Origin of the sequence: Psychrobacter immobilis, from assembly GCF_904846185.1 — a bacterium.
GTDB classification, from domain to species: Bacteria; Pseudomonadota; Gammaproteobacteria; order Pseudomonadales; family Moraxellaceae; genus Psychrobacter; species Psychrobacter immobilis_B.
This window is the reverse complement of the sequence record NZ_CAJGZQ010000020.1, coordinates 15,235-36,429: the sequence shown is the minus strand read 5'-3', so window position 1 is coordinate 36,429 and position 21,195 is coordinate 15,235. Positions and strand designations below refer to the sequence as shown.

The window sequence follows — 21,195 nt, the reverse complement described above, 5'->3', positions numbered from 1 at the left end:
TATCAACAAAGAAAATGACTTTTGTTTTTAAGTCATAGCCAGCTTAAGGTGATATCGAGACATAGCATAGAATAATCGAGGATAGATGGTGACCTAGATTGCTATCGTTAGTGAATGGTTGATAGTAAAGGGTGGTTCGCTACGTTATGGTTACCATGACTTGGTAACAGCAGTATATATTAGATTTTAGGCGATTTATCAGAAGGTTCTTGCTGACGCTTTTGCCAGCTCACGACGGTTTTGTAGCGCCAAACCGCCTTAAATGCCAGTCCACAAACGATGCTGGTCACAATCGCTAAGATCGTCAAGCCTATGCAAAAAGCAGCAATCGATACCGTGCCGCGATAAGTAATAAATGGATTTGCACCATCTGACAGTGCCCATAAGCTAAAATCAGCAATCATCCTGCCGATAAGCCGCAGACTAATCATCGGTACGTCAAGGATTTTGGCACCGATATAATAGCCTGCATAAAAGATCGGCAAGCTCGTGAGTGGATTGGTAATCCAAGTCAAACCGAGTGCCATGGGAACATTGGCACGAAAAATTAATGAGCCAACTAGAGCCAGTAGCATCTGCCCTGGCAATGGGAAAAACGCACTAAGCACCCCAATATAGACCGCTTTATTTAAGCTATGTCGATTAAAGTGCCATAATCGTGGATCAGCCAAATGCGGTGCGAACAGTTTTAAGGTGCGACTTTCTAAGATTTTCTCTGGCGTAGGAAGCAGGTCTTTCAGACGTTTTTGGGGCACAGGATCGCCTTTTGTAATCGTTAGCTACAGTCCGCTCAATCGCATTGATGGTCTGCTATAAAGTAATATTATTCATAAAGTGTACAGCTGAGGATATAGAGGATAATGATGTCAGATTATCATCATCGCAATATGTCAGTCAGTATAGGGTAATAGTTATATAAATGCTATTGCATGACGTATCAGTTGTTGTTTCTGGTTTTAGTATCAATCTGTGTTTTGGTGTTTCGGTACATTTTCGTCATATTAAGTGGCTATTTATCATAACAAATGGCTTTATTTAGGCAAAAACTAATATTCACCTCATCAAGCAAGGAGCGCTGGTGTACTGGTTGATTGGTAGCTTGATTATTATCGCCATGATGGGCGTTTTGGCAGTCGCAGATAGTATGGCGATACCCACTAGTTCATCGTTAATGGATATATTAAATACTCCCACCTTATCTTTGTTGCTCATTATTTTTGCTATTATCCTGATGGTTATTGCCCAGTTTAATGTACCTTCTGCAAAACCCAGCCATTTATCGCAACATACTGCTGGTCTCTCTTCACGTAATCCTTCACATAATACTTCATATAAATCTAAACTCTTCTTTCGTATTTTGACTCATGTTTTAGTTGCTGTATTGGCAATTGGATTAATCATTGGCAGTGCGCTGCAAGCCCTGATTAGCTATCAACAAGCAGAATTAACAGAAATCACTGAGCCAATGCGTGTGCAAGCATTAGTCACCATCGAAGGAATAAGTGACAGCGTTTATGACGTCGCCACGGACAGTGGCTATCGACAAGTTGCTGTCATTAGCGATATATCACCCTTAGTGTCGGCGTTGGCGGTTGAAGATTTAGATGCCATGACCAATAACTTTCTAATAGATGAAAATAATAGCCTAAGTAATAAAAAATTGTATGAAAATAACTCGAATAACAATAACGGCAAAAATGTCACGTACCGTGTATTGCTCAATGGTTATCCAAAAAAACCATCAAAACAATCGTCCAAGAAAAATTTGGACAGCAATCCGTTTGACCGCTTAAATTATTTACAACCTGGCGATCAGCTGTTTATGAGTTTAGCGCTTGCACCACTGGCGACTTCTGAGCAAGCGTTGAGCAATCCATCTGGTTTTGACAGTTATCGCTGGCTGCGAGGTCGTCATATTGATGGAGTCGCTAATATATTGACCGTTGGCACATCAAATGTCACCAATACTGAGGTATCAAAGCCAGCGTTTGCCTCTTCTTCATATCTGCAGCGTTTTCAGACTTATATTAATCAAGGACGTTGGCAATTACGCCAGCATTTTTATCAAGATTGGTCAACACAGACCACAGCAACGCAACAGGCAGAAGCGGTCACTTTAAGTTTGCTCACAGGTGATCGCAGTTTAATCAATCGTGAGACCAAAGATCTATATCAACTGGCTGGTATTTCACATTTGCTGGCTATCTCTGGCACTCATGTATTGTTTTTAGCGATTATGCTGGCGGGTGCGGCGGTGTTGCTTTTTGATCGGCTATGGCCAAGGGTTTATCGTTATGTACCGCGTTGGCAAGTGCGCTGGTGGGTGATGATCGCTGCTGCTTTTATTTATGCGCTATTTACTGGTTTTGATGTACCCGCTGCTCGTACCGCATGGATGTTATTCGCGATAGGTTTGGTCCGTTTAACATTATTGCCGGTTAGTACGATGCGGGTGTTGTTTGCCTTGGCAGTGTTGATGGCATGGCTTGATCCCTACGTATTATGGCAGGCAGGGTACTGGCTATCTTTTATCGCAGTGGCATTACTCCTTAAATATGATGATACATCATATACGCAATCAGCCGTCGTATCAAAAACGGCATCTGCTCATAATGCCAGTGTAGTAAATACTGTATTCAAGCGTATTTGGATAATAGGCAAACGTGTATTCAAATTACAATTTTGGCTATTTATTACTTTATTACCTATTACATTGTTATTATTTGGCAAGGCGTCGCTGTGGGGTCTTGTCATCAATCTGTTTGCTATCGGTTTATTTGGTTGGGTGATTGTGCCGCTTAATCTGTTAGCAGGGCTTTGCTATCTTTTATCACCTGCTATTGCTGATAGTATTTGGCTGCTTGTTAGCGCCATTGTCGCGAAATTGCATGAACTGATAACGTGGTTAACTTCATTACCTGCATTGTCAGAAGCGTGGCTTTATACTCCTGTGAATGTCGCCATATTGCTGATGGTACTATTAAGTATGTTGCCATGGCTACTACCACGAGGATTTATCAGTCGTTTGCTGGCACTGCCGCCACTAACCTTATTAATGATGACGGTCTATGCCAATCAGCAATCACTAACGACAATACCGACCTTGTATATCTTACCAACGGGTGACCCCTATATAAGCGCTGCTTTGTTGCAGTATCCTGTTACCAATAATAAGCAGTCATCCACAACAGATACGCATAAGAAAAACATCAGCTGGCTATTTTTATCTGACCACAGACCCAATGCCGCACGAACGATGCCAAGTAATCTAACGGCGAATAAGCTGTCGATGACATTGGCGCAGCAGCTGGGTAGCTTGTCAGTTGATACACTAGAGGGTATGGTTGTGCAGAGTAGTAGTGCTGGATTGACGGATACGCTTGCTACTGATAAGAAGTATTTAGCTTCTAATGCTAATGCTTCTGAGCTGTTACCTTTGACGGTTTTTCAGCTTAATCAGCGTTTACCTATTAGTCAGTATTGGCAAGCAGGACGCTCTGATCGTTGGTCTGCATTTGAGCAAGCCTATAAAGTCACTAGCCAATCCAAGGACATGACGAATATCAGTGTGCAACGTTGTGAACAAGGCAAAACGTGGCAGTTGGGCAATGGTGATTTGTCCATACAAGCATTGACAGGGTGGAGCAAAATAGACAGTCCCAGTATTTGGGATTGTACGGTGGCTATAGATGCCAGCTTGCCCATAAGGGTATTAAAATATAATGCGGCTGATCCACTCAAATCAACACCTGCCACTGCGCAAACACTCACATCAAGTAGCCAGCCACCGACTCATCAAGCCAATATGCCTCAGGCACGTCTGATATTAAATGCAGATACTCATCAGCGCATTTGGCAAATGTGGACATTATTATGTCCAGTTGAACCACCTGAGCAACCACGTACTTTTCGTAATGTGACATGGCTAGGACATAGCACATCACAGATAACTACCGATGTGATAAATCGTCAAACAATCACTGAAATGATCACTTATGATGACAAAATGCCAGAAGCAACGTTGTTTCTCAATGCGGCAGTAGATACGACCAATATGACGCCATAAAAATATCGCTTATCTAATCAATGTTACAATATAGTGATATTTCCCAGTTATACTATTGAACCATGATTGAAATACCACCATACTTAGCAGCCTATGAATATAGATGACTGTGATCGTATTTGGAGTGACAAGCAGCTCCTTATTACTGACTGTATTTCTATCTTCTCTTTTTATTGCTTTAGACTGTTTCTGACTTAGGAAGTTATATGCCCAACTGGCCACCAGACCCTAACAAACGTCCTGACAATTCGGCAAATCAGCCAGTACCGATGTCGCCGCCAAGCCAGCCGAGTGGACAAGAATGGCGATTGCTTGAAAACACTTTATTGGCTAGTGTGGTCGAGCAACGCCGCGCCCGTCGCTGGAGTATCTTTTTTAAACTATTGACCTTTGGTTATATTTTACTGATATTTCTGACGCTTGGTCGTAGTTGCAGCAGCAGCGCGCCAACGGGTTTAGATGGTGTTGACACGAGCAAGCCGCATTTAGCTGTGGTTGAGCTACAAGGTGTCATTAGTAGTGGCGATGTGGCCAACGCTTATGATGTCAATGAGGCATTGACCCGTGCTTTTGAAAATAGCAATTCAAAGGCGGTAGCATTGGATATCAATTCACCTGGTGGCTCACCAGTACAGTCTGATGAAATTTGGCAGACTATGATGGATTTGCGTAAAGAATATCCAGACAAAAAACTCTATGCGGTGATTGGTGATATGGGTGCTTCTGGCGCGTATTATATTGCTTCTGCGGCGGATGAGATTTATGTGAACCCATCAAGTTTGGTTGGCTCTATCGGCGTGATTATGCCAAGCTATAACATCAAAGGTTTGATGGATAAAGTCGGCGTAGAAGATCGTACGATTACTGCTGGTGAATACAAAGACATCTTAAGTTTGTCACGTCCGTTAACGGACTATGAAGAAAAACATGTCGAAAAAGTATTGGACAACACCCACAAGCATTTCATTAATGCAGTGAAAGAAGGGCGCGGTGATCGTCTCAAAAATCCTGAACAAAATAAGCTGTTCTCAGGATTATTCTGGACAGGCGAGCAGTCGATTGAGCTTGGCTTAGCCGATAAGAAAGGCAGCATCGCTAGCTTAGAAAAGCAGTTAGAGCTGGATAATGTCATCAATTATAGCCCAACAGATCCGTTCCAATTATTCATGGACCGCTTTGCTGTTAAATTGGGTGCGGGCATTGGCTCTAGTGTCAGCCTTGACGTTTTACCGCAAGAAGAAGGTAATGCGCAGATGCGTTAAGCGTTTTATGTTTGAGATTTACTGTGTATGATTGTTGAGGCTGAGCGTATGATTATGCTCAGCCTTAATTGTATATGAGATTCAATGATTATAAAAAATATCCTAAATAGCGACTTAAATCGAAGAGAGCTTGTCATGAGTGATGAAATTAATTTGCCAACTTTTACTGCTTTACCTGTCTCTACAATAACCAACAAACCTGTCCTGCATTTTGCTCATGCTAATGGGATGCCAAGTGCGGTTTATCAGCCATTTTTTGAGAAGTTAGCAGAATTTTTTACCATTGAATATATTGCCATGCTGGGTGCAACGCCTGATTATCCAGTCGATGATCATTGGCGTAGTCTTACACAGCAGATTATTGATAGTGTCAAAAATACCTGTGAGAAGCATGGTGTGTCGCAAGTAGTGGCAGTGGGCCATTCGCTGGGTGCGATGTGTACCTTGCAGGCATTGTATCGTGCGCCGCAGTACTTTGCCCAAGCGGTACTCATGGATCCACCTTGGATTTATGGCAAAGTGAGCTTGCTATGGCATTTGGCAAAGACGGCGGATAGATTGCCGATGATGAATAACCGCCTGATGGATAAATTGTCACCAGCTGGCGTGTCTAAGCATCGCCGTGATGTCTGGGATAGCCGCGCAGATGCGTATGATAAGATGCGGCACAAAGGCTTTTTCAAAAACTTTGATGAACGCAGTTTTCAAGGCTATATCGAGCATGGGCTACAAGAACGTGCGGATGGCAAAGTGACATTGGCGATTCCGAAAGCCAGTGAGGTCGCTGTCTTTCGCACCAATCCATCTTGGTATTGGCTGGCACCAAATCATGGACCAAAGCCGCCTGTTACTTTGATTATCGGTCAAGACAGTATCTTTTTAAAACGCCGATTTCCGCAACAAATAAAGTCGCGTTTGAATATTCCTTATGAGACCCATGCCGGTGGTCATATGTTTCCACTTGAGTATCCAGAGTCGGTCTCTCAGCAAGTATTATCATTGATTGAGCAACAACTACCAACATAATCGCTGATGACTATTTATGCTCATTATTGCTTATGTTAATGCGAGCTGACAAAATATCCGTTTGAGTAATGACTTTATGCTAAAAAATGCTACTGGTTCGCACAATCTTAATACGCCGCCTAAGCGCACGCCGCTATTTTCACGATTGGGTGTCTTTCTACTGACTGTTGGTATGCTGATGGCATTTTTTATGAGTCAGCTGCTAGGCGTGTATATTGCTGGCAAGTTAGTATTACCGGCTTCTAAAAATTCAACCATGGCTGATATCTTCTTTTTTGGTAGTAACGATGGCACCGTGGTCAGCCTCTCTATTATCATAGGCTGCGTGCTATTGATCGCTATTAGCCTTTTGGTGATCCGTGTAAGAGGCGGCGATAGCCGGCAGTATTTAGCGTTAAAGCCGTTCTCATTTGCGGTGGGTATGGGATTGCTTGGGCTGCTATTGATATTTATGATTGGCAGTCAGGCATTAACTTATTTGCTTGATAAATCGCCACTGCTCTTCGTCGACCCTTTATATCAGTCTGTCAGCTCAGTATGGCTGTTGATATTTGCAATGGTCATTGTCGCGCCAATCTATGAAGAGTTGATATTTCGTGGTCTATTATGGTCAGCGATCGAAGAGCAATTTACCTCGTCAACTTATTCAAAGCATCGAGGGGCGATCGTAGCAAGTGTCGTGACCAGCTTGATATTTGCGGTGATCCATGTGCAGTATGGTATTTATGAAATCAGTACCATCGTGGTACTGGCATTGATATTTTGCTACGCGCGTATCAAGTCAGGCTCGCTGTTACTGCCGATATTATTGCATATCGTGAATAATGGGGCGGCGATGTGGCAATATATTGCGCAAATCGCCTAGATAAACAATGGCTATTTCGGCGTTATTATTACACTTTTATGCTATCGTCATAATAATGAATTTTCTTAAGCATCAGGATTTAGTAGTAACACCTCATCCGCTGCCCGTTTGATATCGTCGATTGTTAGCTGAGGTTTACCACTTAATGCCTGTCGCCATTTGCGCGCACCCGTCAGTCCTTGAAACAACCCTAAATAATGTCTTGTCATCGTTGGCAGTGCTTCACCTTTAGCAATCTGCGCCTGCATATACGGATACAGCTGCGCTAGAATATCTGAGCGCTTAGGTGCTGGTTCGTTCCATAAGCTATTGGTTTCTGCTAATAGGTAAGGGTTGTGATAAAACGCGCGACCAATCATCACGCCATCCACATGCTGCAAATGTGCTTCGATGTCTTTAACAGTATCGATGCCGCCATTAATCTCGATATCAAGCTGTGGAAAATCTTGTTTGAGACGATAGACATCCTCATAACGTAGCGGTGGTATCTCGCGATTTTGCTTGGGGCTAAGCCCTTGTAGCCATGCAGTACGTGCATGGACAATAAAGCGTGTACAACCCGCTGCTGCCACTTTTTCTACAAAATCCACCATAAACTCATAACTGTCAAAATCATCGATACCAATACGATGCTTCACGGTTACTGGGATATCGACCTCCGCTTGCATGTGTTTGACCAAATCAGCGACCGTATTAGGCTCCGCCATCAAACACGCACCTATTTTATTATGCTGTACGCGATCAGAGGGACAACCAACATTGATATTGACCTCATCATAACCATGCTGCTGCGCAAATTCAGCACATTGCGTCATCTCGCTAATATCTGCGCCGCCCAGCTGTAGTACCAGCGGATGCTCAAGCGTATCAAAGCGCAGATGCCGTGCTCGATTGCCATGTATCAGCGCGCCTGTACTGATCATCTCGGTGTACAAATAAACATGCGGATTAAAAAGCCGAGCGAAATAACGATAATCCGTCGTTGTCCAGTCGATCATGGGTGCAACGGAAAGACGTTTGTTGGTCATATCAACCATGGTTTTGAGCCTTAATATTTTATAATATTGGTGTCTTAAATAAATGAACAAGGTGCAATGTATGAGACATACGATTGCACCTTAATTTTTTAATTTCAATCGTTATGCAGACAATAGGCAGCTATTAACTAGCTAAATAATGTGGTCGATTTTTTTGAATTCAGGCAAATTATAAAAATAAATACCCATTATTATGCCGATAAAACCGATAAATGCAATGTAGAGCGCTGGTGAGAAACTCACATACAGAGTGGCATAACCCAGTCCAAAAGGCACAAGCACTCCAACAATACCGTAGGCGATATTATAACAAAAAGCCATTCCTGTTAGTCGTACATTGGTCGGAAATAACTGTACAAGGATGGCAGGTATCATCCCAACGATGCCAGCACAAAAGCCTAAAAGCGCATACATAATAAGGATGTAGTCACCGCTGGCTTGCAGATGGTAAAAAAAGGCAAACATCTGAGCGATTAAAAGAATAGAGCCAACCGTCAGAATCTTACCGAAGTTTTGGTGGTTGGATATTATCCCATAAAAAATACAACCAAAAACCATGAACACAATACCCAGACTGTGTGAGAATCCAAATAAATCGCTGTCTAAGGTAAAACGTAATTCAATCAAATCGGGTAGCAATAGCACAACAACGGTCGTGATGCTAGAAACAATAAGCGTGAGAACCATACCGATAAATAGCGAATGTTTGCAATGCTTAAAGAGTAAATTAAAGGGTTTGGCAACATAATCGCTTGGTTTTGAATTTTTCATTTCCAGAAAAAAGGGTGACTCATCTATCCATCGCCACGCCAGTAATGGCAATAAACTCAGAATAGCCGCGATGAAAAATGGCAAGCGCCAGCCGTAATTAGCCAATTGCTCAGTCGTCATAGAATTGGTTAACCAAAGAAAAAAGGCATTAGAAAACAGCACGCCTACATAAAAACTGGCGGTGACATAGCTACAAGATACTGACGAATATTGGCGCGGTACATGCTCTGCCACAAAAACCCAAGCGAGTGGCACATAAAGACCAAATGCCATGCCTTGTATCAGCCTCAAGACTATAAATAAGGTTGGTGCAATCAGCCCCCATTGCCCATAGGTCGGTAAGCATGCCATCGTCAACAAGCTGGCCGCCGTCACTAATATACTGATCAACAGTATAGGTTTTCGACCTTTAATATCACCATAACGACCAAAGATGATGCCGCCAAGTGGGCGTGCCAAATAGCCAATTGCAAATAGACCGAGCCCTTGCACCTTTGTAATAGCTGGGTCAATATTGGCAGGGAAAAAAGCGGTCGCCATGATATCTGCTAGATATAAATAAATCAAAAAATCAAAAAACGCGACTGCGCTGCTAAAGCAGATAAACAGTACGGTGTTTCTGTCTTTAGAGGACATCATTGCATATTGAGAACGAGAAGGCATAATAGGTCGCGCATCCACATATAATAGTATTCGTTAAGCCGATTATTATCTGGATAACCGGCTATAATAAAAAACGACAAATCAATATGAAAAATAATGATTTGCCGAAAAAATAAAGACGTTTGAGCTAACAGTTATTGAGCAATAAGCATCGGAGTTAAAAGCACTTGAATGAAAAGCACCCAAATTAAAAAGTGCTCAAACTAAAAAAATTGGGCAAAAGAATCACTCAATAACGCTGTTATTATTTAAATATGACTAGGTTTTAGAGTACTTTTGATGGTGGCAGCTATAGCAACCAATCAATAGGTAACCATGACATGATAGTCAGCCAGACATGATCGCTGATATCGACGCGTGGCTCTGAATCGTAAACCACTTTTTTATCGTCTTCCATAGTATGCCACTGTAGCTTACCATTATCTGATAGTTTGACTTCATAAGCTTGGTTTAGCAGGTCATCGCTCAGCGCACCATGCAATTGTTTTGCCAGCTCATCATCATTGATGATCACACCCATTTCTGTATTAATATTGGCAGAGCGAGGGTCGACATTATAGGAGCCAATGAATACTTGATAGTCATCAACGGCAAACGTTTTTGCATGTAAACTGGTTGAGGATTGACTACGAGCTTTCCAAAGCTTGTTTTCGCGTTTTTCTTCAGAGGCGGTGGATTTTAGCTCGTAGATTTTGACACCAGCGCGCAGCAAGTTAGGTCGCCATTGACTATAGCCAGAATGCACAGCAGTCACGTCGGTCGCATCAAATGAGTTGGTCAAAATCTTAATCTCGATACCAGCTTCAGCCAATTGCACTAAAGTATTGACACCATCTTTGGTGGGTACAAAGTAAGAGGAAATGATGGTTAGCTTTTTGGTCGGACTGCCTAATAAGGTACGCAATTGATGCACTAAATTGGTATCCGCTGGTACCGTTTTGGTCAGCTTGCCCACATCATCACTTAAAAACTGCATATCTGTCCAGCGAAAAGGCACGCGTTTATTGACCAAGTCACTGTCTATCGTTGACTCTTCTAGCGCTTCTTTATACACCGTCAAATGATTGTCGCTACCTTTTTCGTCCTGACCGAGCTTGTCCAGTGCCGCTAGGAAATCAGGTGCTGTATTGTTGTCAGGCTTCACTAAAGTTTCGATGTCGAATGACAAAGGCGACGACCAATAGCTTGAAAAACTGTTGTCAATATCTGCGACGACTTTACCGATGAGTAAAACATCCAAATCCGCAAATTGACTATTTTGGTCATTGCTTAAATATTCATTGCCAATATTACGTCCCCCAATGATGGTAATCTGCTTATCAAAAGTCATGCTTTTATTGTGCATGCGGCGATTGATACGTGGCAGACCTGTGACGTAGTTTAATGTTTGAAACTTACGGTGCATCAGCGGATTGATGATTCGTACTGCAATATTTGGGTGACTGGAAAAACGTAATAAATGCTGATCGAAGGTGGCATCATTATTAAAATCATCTAATAATAAGCGTACAATGATGCCGCGTTCAGCCGCTTCCCACAGATCTTTCAATAGTAGCTGACCAGCTTGGTCATTATGCCAAATATAATACTGCGCATCGATATTACGTGTGGACATGTCCGTTAATATACTGCGAGAAGCAAAAGCATTGGCACCAGTTACAATGGGGTGATAGCCAGATAAATCTGGGTGAATATCATTCTGCTCGCTAATCGATGCTACCAAATCAACGTCATTGGTTGCTACTGTGTCACTTTGTCCAGTTTCTTGATTGTCTTCTTGTTGATATAAGTCATGTACTCGTGCTGATAATGCTTGGCTCTCAGGTAAGTGCGGCTGTTTTGGCAAAACCTGACATCCACTAAGACCTAAGGTTAGTCCGAGTGTTAGACTCAACGATAAGTTGCTTGGTTCTATACTGAACATCGACATAAATGAATTACCTTAATGAGCCTTACATAAAGAAGTATTTGTTAGAAAGTAAGCGTGAGGGCATGTCCTCAGTTTTAGCCCATTAAAAAGACTATCAATTGAATGAAGGACATGCGCTAGTGCATCGTTTATTTTACCGATGATAGCACTGATTACGAAGCGTATAACAATATCGCCCAAGGCAAAAATTAAATCGCCGCTAAGCTTATCAGCTGTCGTCATCTATGCCTATTATAAATACGTTATTTTTGTTAGATTCAGCGACTTATTCAGTCATTATTTACTTATCGTTTAGATATGCTCTCTCTTTCATCTGTTGTCTAGAAAAAGATATAGTTAATCCTATATAAACCAGATACGGTGTCAGGCTCGCTTACCCTACTATTTGTAGTACTTTCGCTTGCCTTCCTCGTATCTAAATTATATTGAACCGACTATAGATGTGTATTCAAAAATAATGTTTAGCCATCGCTTGAAACCAGCTGTGTGGAATAAGTTGACATGATATGATAACGCTGATGCATTCGGTCGATAATCAGAAGAATAAGCAGTCATTTTATACCAATCAAAATACCAATCAAAGCAACGGAATATTTATGAGTCAGTCGCAAGCCCATGATGATAAAAATGTAGATAAATTAGATCCAAACTGGCGCAGTGACGCGCTCAATTTAGCTCTCGATTATGGTATGCAAACCATTGCTGTACGGGCAGGGCAACATCGTACCGATGAGGGTGAGCACTCAGAGGCTATTTTTACCACCAGCTCATACGTTTATACCTCAGCGGCAGATGCCGCGGCACATTTTAATGGAGACAAGACGGGCAACGTGTACTCACGCCATACCAATCCGAGTGTGCGTACCTTTGAGCGGCGTTTGGCAGCGCTTGAAAACGGTGAGCGCGCAGTGGCGACAGCCTCTGGCATGGGCGCGATTTTGACCATGTGCTTGGCATATCTGAAAGCGGGCGATCATTTGCTTGCTGCCAATCAATTATTTGGCTCATCGATTGGTCTATTTAATAATTATATGGCAAAGTTCGGTGTGGAAGTCAGTTATGTCGATTGCTTCGATAATGAGGCGTGGGCAAACGCCGTTCAACCAAACACCAAAGTCATTTATTGCGAAAGCCCTAGTAATCCATTGGCACAGATTTGTGATATCGGCTTTTTAAGCCAGCTGTGTAAAGCCAATGATATCTTATTGGTCGTTGATAATTGCTTTGCGACACCAGCTTTGCAGCGTCCGCTTGATTTGGGTGCAGATGTGGTGATTCATTCTGCAACCAAGTATTTAGATGGTCAGGGTCGAGTACTCGGCGGCGCATTGGTGGGCAGTGATAAGCTCATGCAAGAGGCGTTTACTGTGGTACGTTCAGGCGGTATCAGTATGAGTCCGTTTAACGCATGGGTATTTACCAAAGGGTTAGAGACGCTGAAACTGCGTATGCAAGCGCATTGTCAAAATGCCAATCAAGTGGCAGAGTTTTTGGTCAATCATCCCAATGTTAGTGCCGTACATTTCTCAGGTTTGAGTGATCATCCTGCTCATGAGCTGGCGACGCGCCAACATCATATGACAGGTGGCTATGGTGCTATCATGGGTTTTGAGGTAAAGGCTTCTGATAGCACTGATTTAAATAGTCGTGATTCGAAATCTGCCGCTTGGCATGTCATTGACTCGACCCAAATGGTTTCTATCACCAATAATTTAGGTGATGCTAAAACCACCATTACCCATCCTGCGACCACCACTCATTTTCGTTTGAGTGCAAAAGAGCGCGTAGAAGCGGGCGTAAAAGATGGTCTTATTCGTTTGTCAGTAGGCTTAGAAGATGTAGAAGATATCATCAAAGATTTGGCGCGTGGTTTAGACAGTTTGTAAAGATAACGGTATAATCGCGGTTAGCACTTTATATTAGGGCGTGTCCTTATTTCAAAAATGGTGATAAAAATGAGATAAATTGCCGTCAAACGAGGAAAATAGCGCAGATAATATCGGGATATTGACCAGCTATTTGACGATGTTTGGCAAGATTTAGCCATTTTTAGCCCGTTTAGATATGATCAATTGAATTGAGGACACGCCCTAGTAAAATATCAATCATTTATGATTAAAAAACAAAAGAGGCAACTATGAATATTCAAGCATTAATGCAACAAGCACAAACGATGCAAAAGAAAGTCGAAGCAAACGTTGAAAATGCTAAAAAAGAGCTTGCGAATAAAGAAGTACAAGCTGAAGCGGGCAGTGGTCTGGTAAAAGTCACCATGACGGGTCGCCATGTGGTTAAGCGTTTAACCATCGATCCAAGCTTGCTAGAAGATGAGCCAGATATGATCGAAGATCTTATCGCTGCTGCTATCAATGATGCCGTTCGTCAAGCAGATGCGCTATACGAAGAAACCATGGCTGGCGCGACCTCAGGTATGGGTCTACCACCTGGTATGCAAGGTATGTTCTAAGTCGTTATTTTTTGAGCCAAACACGACATATTAAAGACAAAATGGGGTTGTTATCGACATGATACGACCCCATTTTCATAGCTACGATTTATAAATTAAGTTAAATAAAGGAAGATGCTTTGCTGACAGCCAAATTTGATCAGCTGGTTAAACAGCTGCGTATTTTGCCGGGTGTGGGTCAAAAAAGTGCCCAACGTATGGCACTGCATTTGCTCACCAAAAAACGTCCACAAGGCATGGCACTTGCCCAAGCGCTTGATGAAGCGATGCGCGATATCGTCGAATGCCAGCGCTGCCACAGCTTCAGTGATGATCACATCTGTCCGCTGTGCCAAGACCCAAGGCGTGATGATGCCTTGCTATGTGTGGTTGAAACAGCAGCAGATGTGATGGCTATCGAACAAACCGCAGGCTACCGTGGCCGCTACTTTGTATTAGGTGGTCATTTATCACCGATTGATGGTATTAGCGCTGATGATTTGAATATTGAACAACTGGTCTGGCGGGTCAAGCAAGAGCCTGTTGAAGAGTTGATATTGGCGACTGGTACGACTGTCGAAGGGCAGACCACCGCGCACTTTATCAGTGCAGCGGTTAGTCGTCATGTTAATAAGGTCACACGTTTGGCACAAGGTGTACCAATGGGCGGTGAGCTTGAATATCTTGATAGCATGACCCTTGGACAAGCGATGCAAAATCGTTCATTTTTATAGCATACTGGCATTTTTTCTATAACTTCTTTATAAAAACCAAGTCTTGTCCATTTTATTTCAGGAAATTGTTATAATTGATTCACTAGGGCGTGTCCTCAATTCAATCGATAGTTATCTAAATGGGTTAAAAATGGCTAAATCTTGCCAAACGGCGTCAAATAGCTGACTAATATCTCGATATTATCTGCGCTATTTTCCTTGTTTAACTGCAATTTATCTCATTTTTATCACCATTTTTATCACCATTTTTAAAATGAGGACACGCCCTAGTATTTTATTATTTACTTTTATTGAGACGCCCTTTAGCGTTTTATTTTCTCCTATTTATGCAGGTATCTGCCCGTGTCCAACCATGCTCCAACAGCTTCAACTGCTGCCATCCAATCAAACCTTGTAGACAACATTAACGTTGCTGCTTCTGATGATTTATTAGCACCATCAATCAATTCTAAAATAGAGTCAGCAGATATACCTTCAGAGCCAGATATTGATGCGCTGCTAGATAGTGCCGACGAAGCTGCTGTCACGTGGGTGCGTGAGCAAAATGGTTTGGCTGAAGTTATCGATGCATTGGCAACTTGTGGTCGGGTGGCGTTAGATACCGAATTTATCAAACGTGATACTTACTATCCGCGCTTGGCATTGGTGCAACTAAATACTGGCAATCATATTTATTTATTAGATGCCCCGCAGTTGCAACTGACCGAACTGTGGCAGGCACTGGCCAAAGTTGATGTAGCGATTTGGCATGCCTGTGGTGAGGATTTAGGAATTTTTTATCTACTCTCTGGTTGTCCGCCATTGACTAATATATTTGATACGCAAATTGCGTTGTCTTACTTAACGGGTCAATTGCAAATGGGCTATCAGCAAGCGCTTGACGACCAGCTAGACATGCACATTGATAAAGAACAAAGCCAGTCGGACTGGCTGCAACGTCCATTATCAGACGAGCAAGAGCAGTATGCGATTGATGACGTACGCTTTTTGCCAGCACTTTATTTAAGTCTTGAATATGCGTTAAAAAAGCAAGGTTTGTACGATTATGTATGGGCAGATTGCCAGCTTTATGCCAGTGATTTGTATGATGCTCAGCATGTTGAAGACAGCGCAATGTACCTAACAATGGCAGATTATCGTTATACTTCAAAGCAGATGGCGATACTGCAAGCGGTTGCGACGTGGCGCGAGGAGCTGGCGCGTTCGACCAATCAGCCACGTACGTTTGTGATTAAAAAACAAGCAGTACGTGAGATCATCAATGAAAAACCAAGCAATATGCGAGAGCTTGCGCATAAAACCACGATGCATCGCAGTATGTTGCGCTTATACGGCGAAGAGCTGCTAAAAGTGATAAATCAAGCAAAAAACCTGCACCCTGCTGAATTTCCTGACTGCCTATTACCGCCGTATCGCTCAAAAAATAAAGTACTGTCAAAAGCAGTGCAGCAAGCGATCGATGATCACGCACGAGCTATCGGCGTACCTGACAATGTATTGATGCGTAAGAAGTGGCTCGGACAATTGTATGAAGTAATTGCTTTTGATAAAGATTTAAGCGAGTTGCCAGAAGGCTTAAAAGGTTGGCGGAATGACTGGGTCATGAACACCCTGATTCCAGTCATCAAAAAACATAAAACTGAGTTGCAGCAGGGTATGGGTATCAATGTTAGATAAGCCATAAGATTCTATCATTGATAAAAGATGATGCTTTTCTCAAGACGTAAGTTTGTTATGCTCGAACTGTCCATGTTGTAAAAAGTACTTGGTTTGCGCGGCTACTGTTTTATCGACCAGCATCCCAGTGTGCGACACTGGTAATACGATATGGTCAGTAGCTGCCTCTATTTTGGTTTCTGCTACATATACGGTGCCATCGTGTAGTAGATGTTCTACTGATGGTATATTATTTGTCTTACGCAGTTTGCGATTATGGTATTGCAAAAACAACTGCCCTAAGCCATAAGGACGATTACCCGCAATCACGCCTAAGGTGATATGCTCGGGTAGGGGTGCGACCGTTCCATCTAGCGCATCGACGTACGAGCACCCCACCACAGCTGGGGTCAAGCGCCAAATATAATCTGCACAAACACTACCTAAATGCGGTGTCCCAAGTGTGACGCAGCGTCCGATTTGCCACTGCGGATATGCAGTGACAAAATCACGAATAATCAGACCGCCCAAACTATGACCGACCAAATCTATCGGTTGGTCAGGGTGATGATGGTTTTCTAGCCAGTTATTTAGGCGGGCACTATTGGTTTGAATACCGTCACGCATACTACGATAACCGAATTGATGAGTATCAAATCCTGTTGCTTGCAAGCGTTTGGCGAGTGGTCGCATGATCCAAGCGGTTTGGTGCAGACCATGGATGAGAATGACGCAGTTTTTTTGTGGCATGGCATTTTCCAACAAGGTAAAAATAGTTTTGGTAACATATGAAAAAGAATGCTAAAAACATGAAGAACCAGTCTTTATAATTCATATAATCTATGTATATTAAATCTAGCTCAAGTTTGACTCATTTTACGGAGTTCTATTCCCAACCTTATATGGCAATATATAATAAGGATAATTGAGCAAACCACTGCCCAACCTAGAAAGCTTAGTAAGTACTTATCCCAATGTTTATAGATAACAAGTTGGTAGTTGTGATTCAGCTTTCTGTTTTCTGCAATTTCTTGATTTTCTAAGTAATCTATAAAAGCGCCACTATCATCATATCCAAAGCAGTTTTGTTTCCACCATTCATTAGAATGCTGAGTTTTCCAAATTACTTCTCCATAACTACCATATAATTGAGCTTTGCACAGCTTTTTTTGGAAGTTGTTACTAACTGCGCTAGGACTTCTGTTAAAAACTAATACTCCTAATATATTAGCAGTAGTAATAGGTTGGTCATCAAATAATACAGTCTTCTGATCAAGTAGGTTTACTTTAACAATTTGGCAGATTGCTATTTCATCAGGTCGTTTTTTTTCACAGCTGATGTTTAACTTATAGTCATTAAAATAGATACTGATAACTGTGGCTAGAGCAGCAAAAAACATGATGCCTGCTATGAGTATGACACCTTCAAGCTGAATGGGCTCGTGATTAGACACTGTCGTATTTTTATTTGCACGAGTCATTTTAGCTATTCCACATAAGATTAAATAAGAAGATCATTATAAAGCGTTTGCTTATAGACACAATTATGATTTTAACTAACTATAGTCGATTAAATTTAAAAAGAATTAAGTGCTGCTGAGATAAGTTTTACGTAGCATCTACAGTGACGAAGTCGCACAGCAAGCAAGGAAAATATGTATTAGTAGCAGGCTATTCTGATCATCTTTTGTTTTATTTAGAGTTAACCATGCTAAGAGCATAACAAGTCAGATAAAGTACATACAAAATAAAAACCTCCAAATCAGCTGCTGACTTGGAGGTTTATTTTTATATCAACTGTTCATGCTTATTTGAAAACTACATATAGTTTTCGATACTTGGGCAAGAACACATGAGGTTCTTATCACCATAAGCGTCATCGACACGTGCTACGCTTGGCCAGAACTTATGGGCGCGGATATAAGGCAGTGGGAATGCTGCTGTATCACGGCTGTATGGGTGCGTCCATTCGCTGTTGGTGACCATCGCCGCGGTATGCGGCGCGTTGACCAGTGGGTTGTCTTCTAACGTCCAACCCTCTTCGCCAGCTTTGGCTTTCATTGCTTCGGCTTTGATAGATTTTAGCGCACTGATGAAACGATCTAATTCTTCTTTAGATTCAGACTCAGTTGGTTCAATCATCAAGGTACCCGCAACTGGGAAGCTCATCGTTGGTGAGTGGAAACCGTAATCCATCAAGCGCTTAGCAATATCGCTTTCACTGATGCCCGTCTCTTCTTTCAACGGACGAATATCGATGATACATTCGTGAGCAACGCGACCGTTTTTGCCCGTATAAAGGACAGGGTAGTGGTCTTTTAATTGAGCAGCGACATAGTTAGCATTTAATAGCGCAAGCTCAGTCGCTTTTAGCAGACCATCACGACCCATCATGGCAATGTACATCCATGAAATTGGTAAAATGCTTGCTGAACCATAAGGGGCTGCCGATACGGCCGAGCAGTCTTTTTGCGCATTATGCACAGGGCTCAATGTATGATTGGCCATAAAGGGTGCTAAATGCGATTTCATGCCGATAGGGCCCATGCCTGGACCACCGCCGCCATGCGGGATGCAGAAGGTTTTATGCAAGTTCATGTGCAATACATCAGCGCCAACGTCAGCCGGTTGCATCATGCCAACCTGTGCATTCATATTGGCACCATCCATATAAACCTGACCGCCATGTTTATGAATGAGGTCACAGATTCTACGGATGCCTTCTTCAAACACGCCATGCGTTGATGGATAAGTAATCATCAACGCACCTAGATTGGCACTGTTTTCTTCACACTTAGCAGTTAGATCATCGATATCAACGTTACCATTGTCATCAGTTTTAACCACGATTACTTTCATGCCCATCATCATAGCCGTCGCAGGGTTGGTACCGTGCGCTGACTGAGGGATTAAACAAACATCACGGTCAGTTTCACCCAATGATTCGTGATAACGGCGAATCGCTAACAGACCAGCATACTCACCTGAAGCGCCAGAGTTTGGCTGCATAGACACATCATCAAAACCAGTAATGGCTTTCAGCTGGTCTTGCAAGCTATCAATCATGGCAACGTAGCCTGTGACTTGGTCACGTGGTGCAAAAGGATGCACGTTAGCAAATTCAGGCCACGTAATCGGTAGCATCTCACTGGTGGCATTCAATTTCATGGTACAACTACCCAATGAAATCATGCTGCGGTTCATTGCCAAATCTTTGTCTTCAAGCGATTTTAAATAACGCAGCATTTCGTGTTCAGTATGATGCGAGTTAAATACTGGATGCGATAAAATAGCATCGGTACGCAAGTGTGCACTATCAAGAGAAACGCGAGCGTCTTCTGGTAGGTCATGTGCTTTACTAACAAACAGTTGAGTTAATACACTAAAATCATGCTGATCGCTGGTTTCACTAAACGCAACGCTTAATTTGGTTTCACCAAGACGCCATAAGTTATAGCCTACATTGTCAGCATTTTCGAAAATTTGAGTGGCCAGTTTTTCTGAGCCACAATCAATCACAACGCTGTCAAAGAATTGGTCATGTACGACATTTAAGTTGCTGTCGTTAGCATTTTTGATGACATCAGCAAAGGCAGTGGCAAATGCATGAATACGAGTAGCAATACGCTTTACGCCACCTGGACCATGATAAACGGCATACATACCGGCTAGGTTGGCGAGCAATACTTGTGAGGTACAGATGTTTGAGTTGGCTTTTTCGCGGCGGATATGCTGCTCACGAGTTTGTAGTGCCATACGTAGGGCAGTATTGCCTTGTGAATCTTTAGAGACGCCGATGATACGACCAGGCGCTGAGCGCTTGGCTTTGTCAGAGAAGGCAAAGTAAGCAGCATGTGGACCACCAAAGCCCATTGGAATACCAAAACGCTGCGTGCTACCTAAAGCGACGTCTGCGCCCATATCTGCTGGTGATTTTAATAATACCAAACTCATGATGTCACTGACGACACTCACATAAGTTTTGTTTTTCTTCACAGCAGTGATGACGTCGGTTAAGTCTTTAACATCGCCTTCAACACCGACGTATTGGAAGAGAGCACCAAAATAATCGCCTGATTTAGCCAGTTCAAAATCACCAACCACCACTTCCCAGCCAAAGTACTTGGCACGGGTATTAATAACATCTAATGTTTGCGGGTAGATACGGTCATCAACAAAAAACTGCGTTGATTTGCTTTTGCTGACACGCTTTGACATTGCCATGGCTTCTGCGGCTGCGGTTGCTTCATCAAGCAATGACGCGCCAGCGAGCTCAAGACCAGTCAGATCAATACATACTTGTTGGAAGTTAAGCAGCGCTTCTAAGCGACCTTGGGCAATCTCTGCCTGATAAGGCGTGTAAGCTGTGTACCAGCCTGGATTTTCAAGGACGTTACGCTGAATGACCGCAGGCATACGTACTGGCGAATAGCCTTGTCCGATATAGCTCTTATTAACAGTGATGTCATCTGCCATGGTACGCAATTTGGCAAGCGCTGCATGCTCACTCATCGCTACAGGCAAGTCTAGCTCTTTATGCAAGCGCACTGGTTCAGGCACGGTATCGTTAATGAAGCTCGCCATGTCTTGATAGCCAACGGCATTGAGCAAGTCAGCTTGCTTGGTCTCATTAGAGCCTAGATGACGATAGACAAATTCAGCTTCGTTGAATAAACCTTTAAAGGTATCAAACGTTGGGTTTTGCGAGATAGTCATGACAATCCTTGGTTAAGGGAGTA

Annotated in this window: 15 protein-coding genes; 8 read left to right on the top strand and 7 right to left on the bottom strand. The window is 42.7% G+C overall.

Annotated elements, in window-relative coordinates:
* Positions 1-179: 179 nt before the first annotated feature.
* A complete protein-coding gene (locus JMW94_RS11175) occupies positions 180-755 on the bottom strand; it encodes a DUF2062 domain-containing protein (protein ID WP_227685489.1) in 576 nt (191 codons plus the stop codon).
* Between the two features lie 323 nt (positions 756-1,078).
* Here JMW94_RS11175 and JMW94_RS11170 point away from each other — a divergent pair, with 323 nt between their 5' ends.
* The 4 genes from JMW94_RS11170 to JMW94_RS11155 all read left to right on the top strand — a co-directional run bounded on the left by JMW94_RS11170 (position 1,079) and on the right by JMW94_RS11155 (position 7,219).
* Positions 1,079-4,066, top strand: a complete 2,988-nt coding sequence (locus tag JMW94_RS11170) for a ComEC/Rec2 family competence protein (RefSeq protein WP_201604460.1) — start codon at positions 1,079-1,081, stop codon at positions 4,064-4,066.
* Positions 4,067-4,272: 206 nt separating this feature from the next.
* Positions 4,273-5,328 (top strand): signal peptide peptidase SppA, encoded by a 1,056-nt coding sequence (sppA, locus tag JMW94_RS11165; protein ID WP_045451362.1) that lies wholly within the window; start codon positions 4,273-4,275, stop codon positions 5,326-5,328.
* A 135-nt stretch (positions 5,329-5,463) separates the two neighbouring features.
* Complete coding sequence (locus JMW94_RS11160) at positions 5,464-6,354, top strand: alpha/beta hydrolase (protein WP_201604459.1); 891 nt, start codon at positions 5,464-5,466, stop codon at positions 6,352-6,354.
* A gap of 76 nt (positions 6,355-6,430) precedes the next feature.
* Complete coding sequence (locus tag JMW94_RS11155) at positions 6,431-7,219, top strand: CPBP family intramembrane glutamic endopeptidase (protein ID WP_201604458.1); 789 nt, start codon at positions 6,431-6,433, stop codon at positions 7,217-7,219.
* Positions 7,220-7,284: 65 nt separating this feature from the next.
* Here JMW94_RS11155 and dusA read toward each other — a convergent pair whose 3' ends face one another.
* From dusA to JMW94_RS11140, 3 genes are all read right to left on the bottom strand, one after another.
* On the bottom strand, positions 7,285-8,256 hold the full coding sequence (gene dusA, locus JMW94_RS11150; RefSeq protein ID WP_201604457.1) for a tRNA dihydrouridine(20/20a) synthase DusA: 972 nt from the start codon (positions 8,254-8,256) through the stop codon (positions 7,285-7,287).
* Positions 8,257-8,388: 132 nt separating this feature from the next.
* Positions 8,389-9,690, bottom strand: coding sequence for an MFS transporter (locus JMW94_RS11145; RefSeq protein WP_201604456.1), 1,302 nt, complete (start codon positions 9,688-9,690; stop codon positions 8,389-8,391).
* Between the two features lie 289 nt (positions 9,691-9,979).
* Complete coding sequence (locus JMW94_RS11140) at positions 9,980-11,620, bottom strand: phospholipase D family protein (protein WP_060491440.1); 1,641 nt, start codon at positions 11,618-11,620, stop codon at positions 9,980-9,982.
* 596 nt (positions 11,621-12,216) lie between these two features.
* Between JMW94_RS11140 and JMW94_RS11135 the strand changes: the two genes are divergently transcribed.
* The 4 genes from JMW94_RS11135 (at position 12,217) to JMW94_RS11120 (ending at position 16,477) form a co-directional block, all read left to right on the top strand.
* On the top strand, positions 12,217-13,506 hold the full coding sequence (locus JMW94_RS11135) for an O-succinylhomoserine sulfhydrylase (protein ID WP_201604480.1): 1,290 nt from the start codon (positions 12,217-12,219) through the stop codon (positions 13,504-13,506).
* Positions 13,507-13,757: 251 nt separating this feature from the next.
* Complete coding sequence (locus tag JMW94_RS11130) at positions 13,758-14,087, top strand: YbaB/EbfC family nucleoid-associated protein (protein ID WP_045445429.1); 330 nt, start codon at positions 13,758-13,760, stop codon at positions 14,085-14,087.
* Between the two features lie 119 nt (positions 14,088-14,206).
* Positions 14,207-14,800 (top strand): recombination mediator RecR, encoded by a 594-nt coding sequence (gene recR, locus JMW94_RS11125; protein WP_055123892.1) that lies wholly within the window; start codon positions 14,207-14,209, stop codon positions 14,798-14,800.
* 342 nt (positions 14,801-15,142) lie between these two features.
* Positions 15,143-16,477, top strand: coding sequence for a ribonuclease D (locus tag JMW94_RS11120; RefSeq protein ID WP_201604455.1), 1,335 nt, complete (start codon positions 15,143-15,145; stop codon positions 16,475-16,477).
* 39 nt (positions 16,478-16,516) lie between these two features.
* On the opposite strand, the gene JMW94_RS11115 is transcribed toward JMW94_RS11120, so the two are convergent.
* The 3 genes from JMW94_RS11115 to gcvP all read right to left on the bottom strand — a co-directional run bounded on the left by JMW94_RS11115 (position 16,517) and on the right by gcvP (position 21,172).
* Positions 16,517-17,206 (bottom strand): esterase/lipase family protein, encoded by a 690-nt coding sequence (locus JMW94_RS11115; protein WP_201604454.1) that lies wholly within the window; start codon positions 17,204-17,206, stop codon positions 16,517-16,519.
* Between the two features lie 110 nt (positions 17,207-17,316).
* Entirely contained in the window at positions 17,317-17,937 is a 621-nt protein-coding gene (locus JMW94_RS11110) for a hypothetical protein (protein ID WP_060491436.1), read from the bottom strand.
* Positions 17,938-18,274: 337 nt separating this feature from the next.
* Positions 18,275-21,172: an aminomethyl-transferring glycine dehydrogenase gene (gene gcvP, locus JMW94_RS11105; RefSeq protein ID WP_201604453.1), complete on the bottom strand. Its 2,898-nt coding sequence runs from the start codon at positions 21,170-21,172 to the stop codon at positions 18,275-18,277.
* Positions 21,173-21,195: the final 23 nt, after the last annotated feature.